This is a genomic window from Bacillus cereus group sp. MG4, assembly GCF_040460055.1.
Classification (GTDB): domain Bacteria; phylum Bacillota; class Bacilli; order Bacillales; family Bacillaceae_G; genus Bacillus_A; species Bacillus_A wiedmannii.
Genome location: NZ_JARVGZ010000001.1, coordinates 1,458,783 through 1,474,541, shown reverse-complemented (window position 1 = coordinate 1,474,541; position 15,759 = coordinate 1,458,783). Strand labels below are relative to the sequence as shown.

Here is a 15,759-nt window from a genome sequence, read left to right as displayed (position 1 = left end):
ATTAGAGCCCATAGAAATGAAAAAGGATAGAGTTAAATGGAAGCAATCTTTAACATTGTAATAGTAATATTTTTAGTTTTTGGGATAATATTTACCACGCTATTAGCAGTAATTGCACTTCCTTTCATAGCAAAGAAGAAGAATTGGAAAAAGCTTAATATATCTTTAAAGCGTGGTGTATTAAAGATTAAAATCGAAGAGTAAATATGAGTTTTATACAAGGGAGGTGTGATAGTGATAGACTTGAATATTAAAGACTTCACCGTACAGATGGAATTAAACGGTGTCTTTTGGAATGAGGATGGGCTTGCTGAAATGACGGTGACTACAAAAGCTGAGCATTCTCTTATTCTTCGTCTAGTAGTTGACTTAGAAAGTAAAACTATTAGGGCGACGAGTGCCAAAATAGTGAATGGATTCTGCCCTCTGTGCAAACAGAAAAGGGACGAATGTAGTGAACTTAATGACTTGCAAAACAAAATGGATATTTTAGAAGAAGCCTATGATTGGGTAAGAGAGCATCCAGAATATCGTTTTCAATTATCTTTTTACGAGTACAATAAATTTGAGGTAGTGAAGTGAAATTTTCATTTTACCAACATACATAATGACTACTCTAATAGAAATACGCTTGTACAACAAGGAAGGAATCTACTGGATTCTGCAACAATTGTTATCTTGGATTAAAAATAAACATATTTTGTTATAAAGCAGAAAAACCGATTCTACTAAGAATCGGTTTTTAATATAAAGGTCAACTAAGTTCAAAATAAAAGAGCGCTTATTAACAGCGCTCAGTAAAAATAGATATATGGAAGGATTTATTCAATCCCGTTCGGATCATAAGAATACTGCTGCTTATTCTCAATCCGCTCAATCACGTCTTGCAATTCATCAGGCTTCAGAAATTCAATCGGAGAGAAGCCTTTCTCAAACGTAAGTGTATCAGCTTCGATCATTAGTACGTATCGGTCATTTACTTTTGCGATATGTATTTGATCCCCGAAATCAGCAAGCAGGGCCTTCACAGAGATATGATCTGCTTTTAACTTTAATTCCACTTCAGGAGCATGCTCGACGATTTGAGCGGTAGCCTCCATTACTTCTTCAGTTGAAAATTGTTCCATAATTTCGCGTTTCGGACTGGCAGCCCATACTTCCATTGCTTGGTCGAATTGTTCGCGTTCTTCCGTACCTTCTTCAAATACATCTTCAATTTGGTCATATACCATGTCCATTACTTGTGTTTTCATAATTTCAGGCATAGAGCGTTCGTACTCGACGAATTTTAAGAAGTCTTCAAAGTAGCGGGCGTGTGATGCTTGGTGAATTTTTAGCTCACCCACTTCGACCATACCTTCTTCAGGCATGTACGGATATTGGATAGATTTCATGTTTTTTGTTGTGATGGCCATTTCAACGTTACGAATCAGTGTGGATTCATCTGAAATAGAAGCGACTTTCGGTTCGAAGTCACATTTCATAACGAAAACGAATGGATCATCAAAGTATTTGCGTAGTTTTGCTTGCGCAATTAAAAATACACCACCGCGTACAGCGCTTGTGTCCAGATATGTATAAACGAGAGGTTCACTCATATCTTTGAAGTTTTCTTTTGTTTCCGCAAAGCGAATGCGATTAAAGAGGTTGTAATGAGGGTTTGAATCAAGTTCGTGCCCTTCTTCTACAATGAAGCGACCGATCTTTGTCGGAGCTTGTTCTGTTTTCGCATGACGTTCTACTTTTCGCTTTGAAATTTTTAATAATTCACCATTCAAAAATTCTTTTAAGGAGCTATCTTCATACTCTTCAGCGTCTAACGTTTGAAAATGTTTGTAGCGTTTATCAACAGCTTCACCTTTTCCTTCTACTTGTACAACATAAAAGGAAAGATAATTTATTTCAAAATCCATATTTATCACCTTGTTTCATTTCATTAACTCTTATCAGTATAGAGATGGAAAAAACTTTCGTCAATTTATATAAAGGAAGGGGGGCCCCTTCCTTTATATATTTTTTACTTTCGAAATTAAAATCCGTCTTCTAATGCTGAAAATGGAATGTTTAGTCTGTTTTCTATTGTACGTAAACGCTGGTTTAAGCGGTTTAATCTACGTGTATGACGCTCAACCGTGTTTTCTAATTGACGTACTCTTTGTTCAAGCTCATTTACTCGTCTTTCTAGTTGACGGTTTCCAGTACCAGGAAAAGAGATTGGAAGTTGGAATTGTCGATTTTGATCATATGGATTAACTTGTTCTGCTGGATCTATATATTGTTGGTATTGTGCTTGTAAATCATATTGAGGTTGATAACCATTTTGGTTATATGGATCGTATGGATTGTAGGGGTACATAAAAATATCCTCCATTTCTTTAAAATAGGTTAATTCACCATAATGTATGTGTAAAAGCGGAGTGTGGCACGGCAAATACCTATTTATGTTCACAAGGTGTTTCTTTATAAATAAGAATATGGAGTTTTACATTTGTATTTCTTTCGTTTTATGGTATATACTGGATAAAAAGGTGAGGTTACATAAAGGTTACAATTTTATCGAACTCCAACTTTTGTGTAAATATGTATAGACATTTAGAAAAGAAAAGAGTAATTTATATAGAGTAAAAAATAACTTGTAACATTTTATAAATATATTGTAAAATGATTGTAACAAAACATACATAAAAATGAAATAATACATAAAAGTAATATTGGGAAAAAGGGGAGAGTATATTGTTCCGTAAAGTAAAGGGTATATTAGTTGGGGTGTTATGTGTAGCTATAGTGAGTGGTTGTGGTGCAAAAGTAAGTGATGTTGCATTAGTAAGTGACATTGGTGGCCACACGGTAGAGGCTAAAGCAGAGGTGCAGGATTCTATTAGTTTAGTAGATGGTCGTACTGGTACGGAAGTGAAAAAGCTAGATTTATCGAGTCTAGGTTATTTTGAAGATGAAGCAAAATTTAAAAAATCGGTAACGAAGGTTGCTAGTGAGGTTGGGAAAAGCGTTGATAAAAAGATGGTTCCTTCACGCGTAGCACCTGATGGAAGTTGGCAAGAAGGAAAACCTGCTTATGAGTTAATGGAAAAAGAATTAGTAGATAAATTATTAAACGTTGGTATGTGGGATTCTTCCTATCAATTACCTATTGTTGAGAAAAAGCCTATCGCAACATTAAGTGATGCGCAAGGAAGTGGCACAGTAATTGGTAGATATGAAACGAATTTAGGTGGCTCAGCAGGTGGTCGTATTGAGAATATTCGTTTGTCAGCAGCGAGCATAAATGGGGTTGTATTAGCGAAAGGAGACCGTTTCTCTTTCAATGCATTAATAGGTGATACAACGCCAGATAAAGGATACCAATTAGGAAAAGAAATTGTAGATGGTAAATTAGTAGATGGATACGGCGGTGGTGTTTGTCAAACATCATCAACTTTATACAATGCAGCAGATCAAGCTGGTTTGAAAATGGTAGAGAGAACGACACATTCTAAAACGGTAGGTTATGTTCCACAAGGAAGAGATGCTACAATTGCGTATCCATACTTAGACTTAGTGTTTGAAAACACGAATGATGCACCTGTGAAACTTTATATGGGCATTCAGGGTGGAAAGTTAGTTGCTGAAGTACATAAAATGAAATAAGAGTTATAAAGCCATCTCTTCTGAAAGTTAGAAGGGATGGCTTTTTTATTATGAAAATAAAAATGTGTATAAATTCTGACTTTTCTTATTTACATAGGATGATTTTAGTTGTATCCTTCATAGTAACGGTTATATGAAATAGGAAAATATCGGGATAAGGAGATGGAGTAATTCATGGTACAAATTCATCCGAAAACACGTATTGGTCATGTTGAATTTAAAGTGCAAAATTTAGAGCGCCAAATTGCTTTTTATGAGAATGTAGTAGGCTTAGAAGTAATTCAGCGTGAGGAGAATAAAGCATATTTATCAGGAAAAGGTGGAAAGAACACGTTACTTGTTCTTGAAAAATTAGAGGACGGGGTACTGCAAGAACCGCGTACGACTGGTATATATCATGTAGCCTTTTTAGTTCCAACTCGTGAGGCTTTTGCTTCGGCATTATTGGGTGTGATTCGTAATAAGAACGTAATTGATAGTCCGGCTGAGCAAGAGGGACGTTATACATATTCAAATGAAATTTTACCAATTTCAAGGTTTAATAGCGCAAGCGATCATACGTATAGCGAAGCGTTTTATTTACAGGACTTAGAGGGAAATGGTATTGAAATTTATGCGGATCGTCCGCGCGATCAATGGGGAGAAGGGCCAGGAGGAAGTACCCCGCTTGATTTAAAAGAACTGGCAACACTCGTTGATTATGAGGTTGATGGATTACCTGCTAATACTGTCGTTGGGCACGTACATTTACGAATAGCAGATGTAGAGAAGTCACACGAGTTTTATGTAGAGACAGTAGGATTTGAAGTACAACAGCGTGAAGATGACTGCTTATTCATTTCTGCAGGAGGATATCATCACCATATCGGTGCAAATACGTGGAACGGAGTAAATAATCCGCACCCACCAGCGCATGCAACTGGATTAAAAGTGTATACAATAATATTGCCGCATAAAGAAGCGTTAGATGAAGTGAAAGAAAGATTAATAGAAAAACAGCATAAAGTAAACGAAAGTACAAACGGATTTACAGTAGTAGATCCTAGTGGTATTACAGTGCAGTTTGAAATAGAGACAGCATAAAAGAAGTCTAATATCGGCATATATGTTCTTCGGATTTCCGTAAAATTATGTTCTTCATAATAGGCTTTTAAATGAGCCGATGTTTCCCATATAGAGGTTTGTAATGGTAATTTGAAGTTTTCTCGTTTTTGAATCTCGTTTAATAAAAATTGTTCAATGTGTAGCTCTGAATAGAAAGGATTTGTATATATTCGAAAGTATGTGCAGTATGGATGGAAGTTACTGTTCCACGTGAAAAAGACGCCTACTACATCTTTTTTATAGTAGGCAACATACGCACATTTTGTTTTATTATCTCGTAATAAGTTAAATAGATAAGATTCTTCATTGTATAAATCAATAAGTTGTTTTACTTTTAGCTCGTCACTTTTACTATATTTCTCTATAATAAGGTTATTTTCATTGGATGACTTCTTCATAGCTCAATCCAAAACCTTCTTACAACGTTACCATCTTCCTCAGTGAAATCATCATCGCGAAGCCCACCGTTATGTAAAATTGTTTTTTCTGAAGCAGTATTTACTTCATCGCAAACGACAAGTGCTCTCGTGATATTTAATTCCTTCGTTTTTTCTAGAGATAACTCTAATAACTTCGTAGCATAACCTTTTCTTCTTTCAGAAGGGCGAATGCCATAACCAATATGACCGCCAGCGTTAAATAAATGTTCGGTTAAACTATGACGTATATTAACAGCTCCCACAATTTTATTTTCATCTGTAACAAGCCAATATGTAGAGTCTGGTACCCAAGATTCAGGAAGGTTTATTCCGTTATGTGCATCGTGAAGTTCTTGAATCATTGCCGTGAAATTAGAGGGATCTTTTGAGATAACCCACGGAATCATTGTTTCACCGCTATCTTTCCATTCGTTATAAAAATCTAAGTATTCTTCTTGTAAATCGGTAGTAGGTGTAAGTAAAGAGACGTTCATTGTTGGTAAGCTCCTTTATTTAAATAGTATGTATAAAAAATTGCGACACAAAATGAAAACGTTTTCTGAATTTTCTCAACCTCATTTTATGTAATCCACCTTTGTTTTTTAAGAAAATTTGTGGAGTTTTAAAAATAGAAGTTATTCATTTTATGTTAATATTTAAAATATTAACATAAAATGGTTGGGGTATTAAGTGTATTTTAGTGAAATTCCTTCATATCGATAAACGGATGTGTGTGATAATTTTTGTTTTATCTATCTATAATGAACGAAAGGGGGAAGGGCTCGTGAGTGTAAATGTTGATTTAATTATACGAATCGGTGTTGCAGGTTTGTTAGGAGCAATAATCGGTATTGAAAGGGAAATTCGATCAAAAGAGGCGGGATTAAAAACACATTTCCTAGTAGCGGTAGGAAGTGCTTTAATAATGGTCGTTTCAAAATATGCCTTTTCAGATATTATGAATGAGGAACATATGGCTCTTGATCCGAGCCGTATTGCAGCGCAAGTTGTTAGTGGAGTAGGTTTTTTAGGTGCAGGGACAATTATTATTCAAAAGCAGGCGGTGAAAGGATTAACGACAGCGGCTGGTTTATGGGCTACAGCCGGACTTGGATTGGCAATTGGGGCTGGTATGTATGTAGTAGGGATTGGAGCGACGATTCTTGTTTTAATTGGTCTAGAGATTGTGAGTCGTATTTTTAATGTGCAATTTTTATTTCCGCAAAATATAACGGTGCTAATGTATATAAATAAACATGAGGCGGTACAACAAATAGTAGAAACGCTACAAGTGAAAGGCATTCCGATACTTTCATATGAAGTGGAAGCTTCACAGCAAGGTACAAAAACTGTTTATAAGGTAGGGATGCAGCTGAAAAATATATCGTCAGAAGAAAAGAATGAGTTTATTCAGCATATGCAAACATTACCGGAAGTTACGTTTATAAAGTTAAAATCATAGCATTGAAAACGAAGATAGATGTAGAAGGAATTTCGCTATTATCTATCTTTTTTTGATATGAATTGCACGAAAAGTCAAGTGTTAATTTTGCACGATATGGATACATATGTGAACGTTCCCTTATTCTTTCTCAATACAGAATAAAAAGTAAGAATAGTAAAATAATGGTGTGGGACACTAAAAAATGTAAGGTAGGGGAGAGCATGAAAGGCTATTCAAAAAAAGTGTTAGTAGGAGTAAGTTTTGCTAGTTTAATGTTAGGGAGTTTTCAAGGGAGCACATTGGCAGAAGGCACAAAGGGAGAACAAGTTTCTTATCGAAATGTGCTCAAAATGGAGCCAGTTGGTGTACAATTGCCAGTACAAGAATTAGCTCATTCATCAAAAGTACTTGAAAATAAGTCTTTTGAGAAGAGGCTACAATTTGCTGATTTGTCACAAAGGCCGCCTGAATTGAAAAAGGAGAGTAAGCAATTAGCTGCAGCGAAAACTTATACAATTGCTGAGTTAAATCAATTAAGCAATCAGCAGTTAGTAGATTTACTTGTAACAATCGATTGGGAGCAAATTACGGGACTATTTCAGTTTAATAAGGATAGTCTTGCATTCTATCAAAATGATAGTAGGATGCAGGCAATTATTGATAAATTGAAGCAGCAAGGACAAGCTTATACGAAAGATGACTCCAAAGGGATTGAGACTTTAGTAGAGGTATTGCGTTCAGGATTTTATTTAGGATTTTATCATACAGAATTAAGTAAACTAAATGAGCGGAGCTATCATGATAAATGCTTACCTGCATTAAAAACGATTGCGAATAACCCGAATTTCAAACTCGGTACGTTAGAACAAAATAGAGTTGTATCATCATACGGAAAATTAATAGGAAATGCTTCGAGTGATGTGGAAACGATAACATCAGCTGCAAAGATTTTCAAACAATATAACGATAATTTTTCTACATTGGTAGACAATCTTTCAGCTGGAAATGCGATTTACGATATTATGCAAGGTGTTGATTACGACATTCAATCGTATTTGTACGATACGAGAAAAGCACCGAAAGATACAGTATGGTACCAAAAAATTGATAGCTATATTAATGAATTAAGTCGTTTTGCTTTAATCGGAACGGTGACAGAGAAGAATGGTTGGTTAATTAATAATGGTATTTATTATACAGGTAGACTTGGTACGTTCCATAGTACAGGAACAAAAGGATTGCAAGTTGTAACAGACGCGATGAAAATGTATCCGTATTTAGGAGAGCAATATTTCGTAGCGGCTGAGCAAATCGCGACGAATTATGGCGGGAAAGATGCAAATGGAAATGTTGTTAATTTAGATCAAATACGAGAAGATGGGAAGAAAAAGTATTTGCCGAAAACGTATACGTTTGATGATGGGGCAATTGTTTTAAAGGCCGGAGATAAAGTGACAGAAGAAAAAGTAAAACGTCTATATTGGGCGGCAAAAGAAGTAAAGGCACAATTCCATCGTACGGTTGAAAGTGATCAACCTTTAGAAAAAGGAAATCCTGATGATGTATTAACGATGGTTATTTATAATAGTCCAGCTGAATATCAATTTAATCGTCAATTGTACGGATATGAAACGAATAACGGTGGCCTTTATATAGAAGGAACAGGTACGTTCTTTACTTATGAACGTACGCTAGAAGAAAGTATTTATAGTTTAGAAGAATTGTTCCGACACGAGTTCACGCATTACTTGCAAGGTAGATATGAAGTACCAGGGCTTTGGGGACAAGGTAAGATGTATGAGAATGAGAGATTATCCTGGTTTGAAGAAGGGAATGCGGAGTTTTTTGCAGGGGCAACGAGAACGGATAATGTTGTACCGAGAAAGAGCATTATAGGAGGAATATCTTCAAATCCAGCAGAACGTTATACGGCAGAGCGAACGTTAAATGCAAAGTATGGAACGTGGGATTTCTATAATTATTCCTTCGCTTTACAATCGTATATGTACAATAAGAGATATGATATGTTTGACAAAGTTCATGATCTTATTAGAAAAAATGATGTAACAGCATATGATGCATACCGTTCTACTTTAAGTAAAGATGCGAATTTAAATAAAGAGTATCAAGATTATATGCAAATGTTAGTCGATAACCGTGAGAAATTTAATGTTCCATTAGTATCAGATGATTATTTAGTAACTCACGCACCAAAACCAGTTTCAGATATTGCGGCAGAAATTACAGCAGAAGCAAAATTAAGTAATGTATCAGTTAAGAAAAATAAATCACAGTTCTTTAATACATTTACACTGCAAGGAACGTATACAGGTACTACTGCAAAAGGGGAATATGAAGACTGGAAAACAATTACACAAAACGTAAATGATACGTTAAAACGTTTAAGTGCAAAAGAATGGACAGGCTACAAAACAGTAACAGCTTACTTTGTTAATTATCGTGTGAATGCATCAGGGCAATTTGAATATGATATTGTGTTCCATGGTATGAATACAGAAGAAGGTGCTGTGAATAAAGCACCAGTTGCGATTATAAATGGTCCATATAACGGAAATGTAAATGCAGCAATTTCGTTTAAAAGCGATGGATCAAAAGATGAAGATGGAAAAATTGTTGCTTATAAATGGGAGTTTGGTGATGGGACTGTAAGTAATGAACAAAATCCAACTCACGTGTATACAAAAGAAGGAACGTACACGGCAAAATTGACAGTAACAGATGATAAAGGATTAACTAATACCGTTACAACGAATGTAACGGTTCAAAAGAAAGAAGATAACAGTGTAGAAAAAGAGCCAAATAATTCATTCCAAACAGCAAATAAACTGCAATTAAATCAAGTTTTACGTGCTAGTTTAGGAAATGGTGATACGAGTGATTACTTTGAAATAAATGTGGAAACTGCGAAAAACCTACAAATTAATGTAACGAAGGAAAATAATATCGGAGTAAACTGGGTTCTTTATTCAGAAGCGGATTTAAATAATTACGTTACGTATGCCCAGCAAGAAGGGAATAAGTTAGTAGGAAGTTACTACACATATCCAGGGAAATATTATTTACATGTGTATCAGTATGGCGGAGGAACAGGGAATTATACGGTAGAAGTGAAATAGAAAAAAGGTCGCCGGGAGTGGCGACCTTTTTGTTACGCATTATAGAAAAATCAAATGAAATTTATAAAAGTTTGATAGGCAACACCAAGGGAAAATGCGGTAGCTACCATATGCGCAGTCCATTTAGGCATATTTAAATTCAATACGGTATTATACAAGATTCCATATAAGATACAAATGATTAATATAAATGCAATGAATTGAAGAACTAAAAAAATAGTGGTTGTTCCATTTATTCTCACTTCCTTTATTTGATATATTAATATAATTTATTTGCAAGTGGAAGATTTATTTCTATAAAGTTCCAAAAATGTGAGATGAAAGGTATATTGGTAATCACAAGAATTGGTGCAAACTATAATGTACCTCAAGATATTATTCCAAAATCAGTAAAAAAGGTCGCCATGAATGGTGACCTTTTTTCTATGCGTTATACCCGAATAATTTTAAATCTTCTCCTGAGTCTGAAATTATCTTTTCGAACTGCAATCCTACTTTTTCTAAAAGTTTTCCTGAATTGATGTTATCAATAGTAGTAATGGCTACAATTCGTTTCATACCTAGGTTCTGTACGCCGTAGTCTATTACAGCAGAGGCGGATTCAAAGCCATACCCCCTTGAACGGAATTTCTCTAAAAAGGCAAAGCCGATATCAATATCTTCTAATGAATCTCTTTTAATAAGACCGCACATACCAAGTGGAGTGAAATCTTCTTTTCGCTCTACTAAGTAAAGACCAAAGCCCATTTTATTATACATATCAACGGGTCCGTTTAAGATGTATTTTTTTGCATCGTCTAAGTTTTTAATTCTTTTATCACCAATAAACTGAATCCATGCAGGATCGTTTACTAATTCAAGAATAAATGGAGCGTCTTTTATATCAAACCAGCGAAGAACGAGTCGTTCAGTTTCAAGAACTATCAATCCAATGCACCACCTTTAATATTTATAATAATTAGTATGGATTGCGTAATACGAAATCGCAACATATTTTAAAAGAGTCCTGCTTGTTCACATAAAGTTCGTTTGTTTTGTATAAAAGGATATTTTATAATTAGGATTGATTGTAAAGAGTGAGATACTTATACAATGACTCCTAGGTAACTAGGAGTTTTTACTATATAACTATCATTATTACTAAATATGACACACTACACATTCTACTCAAGGAGGTACATAATGAAAAAATTATATAATGCATCGTTTACGTATTTAATCATCGGTTTATTATCAGGGATTTTCGCTAGAGAGTATGGAAAGTATAAAGGGATTGTAGGATCTACTTTGTTAAATCTTTTGCATACACATACACTTGTACTCGGCTTTTTCTTCTTTTTAATTGCTTTAGGATTAGCAAAAGTATTCGCGTTTCATGAAGCGAAAAGTTTTAATAAGTGGTTTGTTGTACATAACATTGCATTAATTTTAATGTTAGGTTCATTGGCAGCGAGAGGGCTACTTCAGCTAAATGGAGCGGACTTTAAAGGATTAACTTATATTGTAGGATTTTCCCATTCGTTAATGGCAGTTACTTTAGTTTGGTTTATGTTGTTAATAAAGAAGTCATTTAAAATATAGTTTTATCCCGCATTAACGGGCAGTAAGACCCACACTTCAAAATTCAACGAAAGCAAAGAAGTTAGGTAGGGGATCAACTGCCCGTAAAAGCCCGATTGGTTCAACTAATAATCAGTGGGGGATGGACAAAACCCACACTGATTAAAGTTTCACTTTATAGAAAAGAACTTGCAATAATTATTGCAAGTTCTTTTTGTTTATTCAATAATAGGAAACGAATTTCGTATATGTAAAGCTTGAATTATTTAATTTTTCGGATTATTATGTATAAAACACTTAACATATTTTGTAATTCTAATTTATAGAGAGTAGGAGAGTGTACGATGGAAATAACGGTAGAGCGTTTAGTAAATGAATTAAAGGGTGTACTTCCCGAAGATCGAGTAGTTGTGAATACGACAGTAAGAGAGTTACATAGTAAAGATGAATCTTATCATACTAGTAGTTTACCTGATGTAGTTGTTTTTCCGAAAACGACCGAAGAGGTTAGTAGGATAATGAAAGTAGCGAGTGAGCATGGAAAACCTGTCGTTCCTTTTGGGGTAGGTTCTAGTTTAGAGGGACATGTTATTCCATATGAAAAAGGAATTACAATGGACTTTTCGCTTATGAATAAAATACTCGAAATAAGAGAGAAAGATTTCCTTGTAAGAGTACAGCCAGGAGTGACTCGCTCTCAGCTTAATAAAGAATTGAAAAAGTATGGATTGTTTTTTAGTGTAGACCCAGGTGCAGATGCAACGTTAGGTGGAATGGCTGCCACAAATGCGAGCGGAACGACAGCAGTTAAGTATGGGGTAATGCGTGATCAAGTTCGTGACTTAGAAGTCGTTCTTGCTGATGGGGGAGTAATACATACTGGAAATTTAGCAGCGAAGTCGTCATCAGGTTACCATTTAAATGGTGTTTTCGTAGGATCAGAAGGTACGCTTGGATGCTTTACAGAGTTAACATTAAAAGTATACGGCATACCAGAACATGTTATGGCTGCGAGAGCATCGTTTCCAACTATAAATAATGCAGTAGAAGCTGTTATTAATATACTACAAGCGGGTATTCCAATTGCAAGAATTGAACTTGTAGATGAATTATCTATGAAACAAGTAAATCATTATAATGAAACAAGTTATAGAGAAGAGCCTACACTGTTTTTAGAGTTTCACGGTAATGAAGCTGGACTAAAGCAAGATATAGAATTTACGAAGGAAATTGTTTTTGATCATACATGTAAAGAAGTTGCTTTTGAAACGGAAACGGCAGCGAGAAATAAATTATGGGATGCACGGCATAATCTAGCATATTCTTACGTTCATAGCTATCCTGGTAAAAAGCTTATGAGTACAGACGTATGTGTACCAATTTCAGAATTAGCTGGTGCAATCCAACATGCGAAAGAGACATTAGATAAAGTAGGTCTTGTCGGTGGTATTCTTGGGCATGTAGGAGACGGGAATTTCCACGTGCTTTTAATGGTTGATCCGAACGATAAAGAAGAAGTGGAAAAGGCGGACGAAATAAACGAAAGTATCGTTTTATATGCTCTTAAACGAGGCGGGACGTGTACGGGAGAACATGGCGTTGGGATTGGGAAACGGAAGTATCAAGAAGAAGAACATGGGGCGGCATTACTCGTAATGGAAAAAATAAAGAAAGCTCTTGACCCGCAAAATATTTTGAATCCAAATAAAGTTTTTCAGTTGAAGGATAGGGGATGATGGGGTGAAAGTACTAGAAGCGATAAGTAATATAGCTGGAAAGTATTTTGCATTTTGGGTTATTTGTATTGCAGCTATTGCATATTTCATTCCGGCTCCATTTCTCGGGTTAACTAGTTACATAACAATTTTACTTGGCGTTGTAATGTTTGGGATGGGATTAACATTAAAGGCTGTTGACTTTAAAATCATTGCTACAAAACCATTGCCAGTTATTATCGGTGTATGTGCTCAGTTTATTATTATGCCACTTGTCGCATACGTACTAGCCTACGTTATGAATCTGCCAGCGGAATTAGCAGCTGGATTAGTGTTGCTCGGTTCAGTACCGGGTGGCACTGCATCAAATGTTATGGTTTATTTAGCAAAAGGGAACTTAGCGTTGTCTATTGCAATGACGTCATTATCAACGTTACTAGCACCAATTGCTACACCTTTTATTTTATTATTACTTGCAGGACAATGGATGCCAGTGAATGCTATGTCTATGTTTCTTTCTATCGTACAAGTCATTATCCTACCTATTATTTTAGGATTAGTAGTGAAGAAGTTTTTCCCTACAACTGTTACGAAAGGAATGACTGTTATTCCTTTAATATCAGTTGTAGCAATTATTATTATTGTTTCTGCAGTTGTTTCAGCCAATGTAAGTAGCATTACTTCTTCAGTCCTGTTTATTTTTATTGCAGTAATGCTTCATAATGCATTTGGTTTTTTACTCGGATATATAACAGCGTTCGTACTTGGACTAGACGAAGGAACAAGAAGGGCTATTTCAATAGAAGTAGGAATGCAAAATTCAGGCTTAGGTGTTGCGCTGGCAACAGCGCATTTTGGACCAGCAGCTGCACTTCCAAGTGTATTAGCAGCAGTATGGCATAATATTGCGGGACCAATTTTAGCAACCATCTGGTCAAAAAATGCAAAGAATACTTACAGTGATGAAAATGTATCGGTAAATATAGAAAAATAGGAATGATAAAGAATGCAAAAACGTATTGTACATTTTGAAGGACTTGTTGTTTTCTTAGCTACGATTTATACGTATTCGATATATGAATTTAGTTGGATTATATTTGGGGTATTCCTTTTAGCACCGGATTTATCAATGTTAGCGTACGGTATAAATAATCGTGTTGGTGCTAAAATTTATAATATATGTCACACATATATTATATCTATATTAATAGCTATCATAGGTGTCTATTTTAAGATAGATACCGTTATAATGATTGGGTTAATATGGACAGCACATATTGGGATGGATCGAATGTTTGGATATGGATTGAAATATGAGACGGATTTTAAGGATACACATATTCAAAGGTTATAAATTGTTTTTGGGAGAGAGATACAATGAAACAGAGAATTACAATCGAAGAATATAACATCAAATGGGAAAGTGAATTTAATAAATTACAAACTATTATTAACGATGCAATGGAAGAACTTGTTTTATCCGTTGAACATGTGGGAAGTACAGCTGTTAAAGGACTTGTAGCAAAACCAATATTAGATATTGATATAGTAATAGAAGATTATGAAATTTTTCATGAAGTAGTAAAAGGGCTTGAAACTATAGGGTATTACCATCAAGCAGACTGGAGCTTCGAAGGAAGAGAGGTATTTGGCAAAAAGGACGCTTTTGTTCCGTGGGACGGGGAAAGGACAGTTTGGATGGAACATCATTTATATGTGTGTGATAAGAATAGTGAAGAGCTAAGAAGACATATAGCGTTTCGAGATTACCTTCGTGAACATGAAGATGTAGCTATTGAATATGGAAGTTTAAAGAAAGTGTTAGCAAGAGAGTCGAAAAATAGAGCGAGCTATAGTGAAGGTAAAACGGCATTTATTACAAGTATATTGGAGGGAATAAACTAAGGCGGCATGGAATACATGCTGCCTATTCTTTTTAGAAAGCTGCCATTGTAAAACAAATACAAACTGGCCCTGTTGAATGAAAAGAGACTTAAATATAATGAGAAATAAAAGACCAGAAAAGAGGGAGATTATGTACATACCCAAATACTTTGCAATACAAGATGAAGAGATGAAGTACGAAATAATGGAACAAAATAGCTTTGCGACATTATTTTCTCAACATAATGGGGAACCATATGCAACGCATTTGCCGTTGTTATTAAATAAGGAGACTCTAACTTTACATGGCCATTTCGCACGTCCAAATGAACAGTGGAAAGATAGTGGGAATCAACAAGTACTCGCTATATTCCAAGGGCCATACAGTTACATTTCGCCGTCATGGTATGAAACAAACAATGCAGTACCAACATGGAATTACGTTGCAGTGCATGTATATGGAGAATTGGAAATTGTTGAGGATGAACAGGAATTAATAGATTCTCTTCAAGATTTAGTACATACATATGAAAATCCAAAGAGTACCTATTCACTTGATGATGTAGATCCGAATTATATGGGAGGATTAAGTAAAGGGATAGTTGGTTTTAAAATTAAGATTAGTAAAATAGAAGGAAAAGCGAAGTTAAGTCAAAATCATTCTGTGGAGAGGCGGAAATTAGTTGTGGAGGAACTTGAGAAAGTGGGTAGTGAGGGGAGTAAAGGGATTGCGAAGTCGATGAGAAGTTTTTTATAATAAGTAAGAGGGGCGATGAAAGAATCTTTTAATTTTATCAAAAAAATATGGGTTTAATAATGAGGGAGTGAGTATATTAGTCAAAGCATTTAGA

General features: G+C 35.2%; 16 protein-coding genes and 2 pseudogenes. 12 read left to right on the top strand and 6 right to left on the bottom strand.

The annotated features are described in order from the left end of the window. Window positions 1-36: 36 nt before the first annotated feature. Both QCI41_RS07815 and QCI41_RS07810 read left to right on the top strand, forming a co-directional pair. Window positions 37-204, top strand: coding sequence for a hypothetical protein (locus QCI41_RS07815; protein ID WP_353837705.1), 168 nt, complete (start codon window positions 37-39; stop codon window positions 202-204). A gap of 30 nt (window positions 205-234) precedes the next feature. Beyond that, complete coding sequence (locus QCI41_RS07810; RefSeq protein ID WP_353837706.1) at window positions 235-582, top strand: hypothetical protein; 348 nt, start codon at window positions 235-237, stop codon at window positions 580-582. 239 nt (window positions 583-821) lie between these two features. Here the strand turns inward: QCI41_RS07810 and QCI41_RS07805 are convergent, their stop codons facing one another. Then, window positions 822-1,913, bottom strand: coding sequence for a DUF3900 domain-containing protein (locus QCI41_RS07805; protein ID WP_000345047.1), 1,092 nt, complete (start codon window positions 1,911-1,913; stop codon window positions 822-824). 116 nt (window positions 1,914-2,029) lie between these two features. After that, complete coding sequence (locus tag QCI41_RS07800) at window positions 2,030-2,371, bottom strand: hypothetical protein (RefSeq protein ID WP_116300170.1); 342 nt, start codon at window positions 2,369-2,371, stop codon at window positions 2,030-2,032. Window positions 2,372-2,733: 362 nt separating this feature from the next. Between QCI41_RS07800 and QCI41_RS07795 the strand changes: the two genes are divergently transcribed. Then, window positions 2,734-3,645: a VanW family protein gene (locus QCI41_RS07795; protein ID WP_353837707.1), complete on the top strand. Its 912-nt coding sequence runs from the start codon at window positions 2,734-2,736 to the stop codon at window positions 3,643-3,645. A 174-nt stretch (window positions 3,646-3,819) separates the two neighbouring features. Further along, window positions 3,820-4,728, top strand: a complete 909-nt coding sequence (locus QCI41_RS07790; RefSeq protein ID WP_353837708.1) for a VOC family protein — start codon at window positions 3,820-3,822, stop codon at window positions 4,726-4,728. Here the strand turns inward: QCI41_RS07790 and QCI41_RS07785 are convergent. Beyond that, a pseudogene (locus tag QCI41_RS07785) lies at window positions 4,713-5,147 on the bottom strand (GNAT family acetyltransferase); the annotation flags it as partial. The gene QCI41_RS07790 and the pseudogene QCI41_RS07785 overlap by 16 nt on opposite strands. After that, window positions 5,144-5,662, bottom strand: a complete 519-nt coding sequence (locus QCI41_RS07780) for a GNAT family N-acetyltransferase (protein WP_046954615.1) — start codon at window positions 5,660-5,662, stop codon at window positions 5,144-5,146. The pseudogene QCI41_RS07785 and the gene QCI41_RS07780, both read right to left, overlap by 4 nt. A 290-nt stretch (window positions 5,663-5,952) precedes the next feature. Between QCI41_RS07780 and QCI41_RS07775 the strand changes: the two genes are divergently transcribed. Continuing rightward, window positions 5,953-6,630, top strand: coding sequence for an MgtC/SapB family protein (locus QCI41_RS07775; RefSeq protein WP_353837709.1), 678 nt, complete (start codon window positions 5,953-5,955; stop codon window positions 6,628-6,630). A gap of 203 nt (window positions 6,631-6,833) precedes the next feature. Next, entirely contained in the window at window positions 6,834-9,749 is a 2,916-nt protein-coding gene (gene colA / locus QCI41_RS07770) for a collagenase ColA (RefSeq protein WP_353837710.1), read from the top strand. A gap of 50 nt (window positions 9,750-9,799) precedes the next feature. Here colA and QCI41_RS07765 read toward each other — a convergent pair. Together QCI41_RS07765 and QCI41_RS07760 are read right to left on the bottom strand one after the other, a co-directional pair. Continuing rightward, window positions 9,800-9,981 (bottom strand): annotated as a pseudogene (locus QCI41_RS07765) (hypothetical protein). Window positions 9,982-10,172: 191 nt separating this feature from the next. Continuing rightward, window positions 10,173-10,676: a GNAT family N-acetyltransferase gene (locus QCI41_RS07760; RefSeq protein ID WP_088081836.1), complete on the bottom strand. Its 504-nt coding sequence runs from the start codon at window positions 10,674-10,676 to the stop codon at window positions 10,173-10,175. Window positions 10,677-10,931: 255 nt separating this feature from the next. Here QCI41_RS07760 and QCI41_RS07755 point away from each other — a divergent pair, with 255 nt between their 5' ends. The 6 genes from QCI41_RS07755 to QCI41_RS07730 all read left to right on the top strand — a co-directional run bounded on the left by QCI41_RS07755 (window position 10,932) and on the right by QCI41_RS07730 (window position 15,665). Then, window positions 10,932-11,330: a DUF2871 family protein gene (locus QCI41_RS07755; RefSeq protein WP_046957809.1), complete on the top strand. Its 399-nt coding sequence runs from the start codon at window positions 10,932-10,934 to the stop codon at window positions 11,328-11,330. Window positions 11,331-11,653: 323 nt separating this feature from the next. Continuing rightward, entirely contained in the window at window positions 11,654-13,045 is a 1,392-nt protein-coding gene (locus tag QCI41_RS07750) for an FAD-binding oxidoreductase (RefSeq protein WP_353837711.1), read from the top strand. 4 nt (window positions 13,046-13,049) lie between these two features. Continuing rightward, window positions 13,050-14,018, top strand: coding sequence for a bile acid:sodium symporter family protein (locus QCI41_RS07745; RefSeq protein ID WP_353837713.1), 969 nt, complete (start codon window positions 13,050-13,052; stop codon window positions 14,016-14,018). 12 nt (window positions 14,019-14,030) lie between these two features. Next, a complete protein-coding gene (locus QCI41_RS07740) occupies window positions 14,031-14,378 on the top strand; it encodes a DUF4260 domain-containing protein (protein ID WP_353837714.1) in 348 nt (115 codons plus the stop codon). Between the two features lie 23 nt (window positions 14,379-14,401). After that, window positions 14,402-14,929, top strand: coding sequence for a GrpB family protein (locus QCI41_RS07735; protein WP_353837715.1), 528 nt, complete (start codon window positions 14,402-14,404; stop codon window positions 14,927-14,929). A gap of 130 nt (window positions 14,930-15,059) precedes the next feature. After that, on the top strand, window positions 15,060-15,665 hold the full coding sequence (locus QCI41_RS07730; RefSeq protein ID WP_353837716.1) for an FMN-binding negative transcriptional regulator: 606 nt from the start codon (window positions 15,060-15,062) through the stop codon (window positions 15,663-15,665). Window positions 15,666-15,759: the final 94 nt, after the last annotated feature.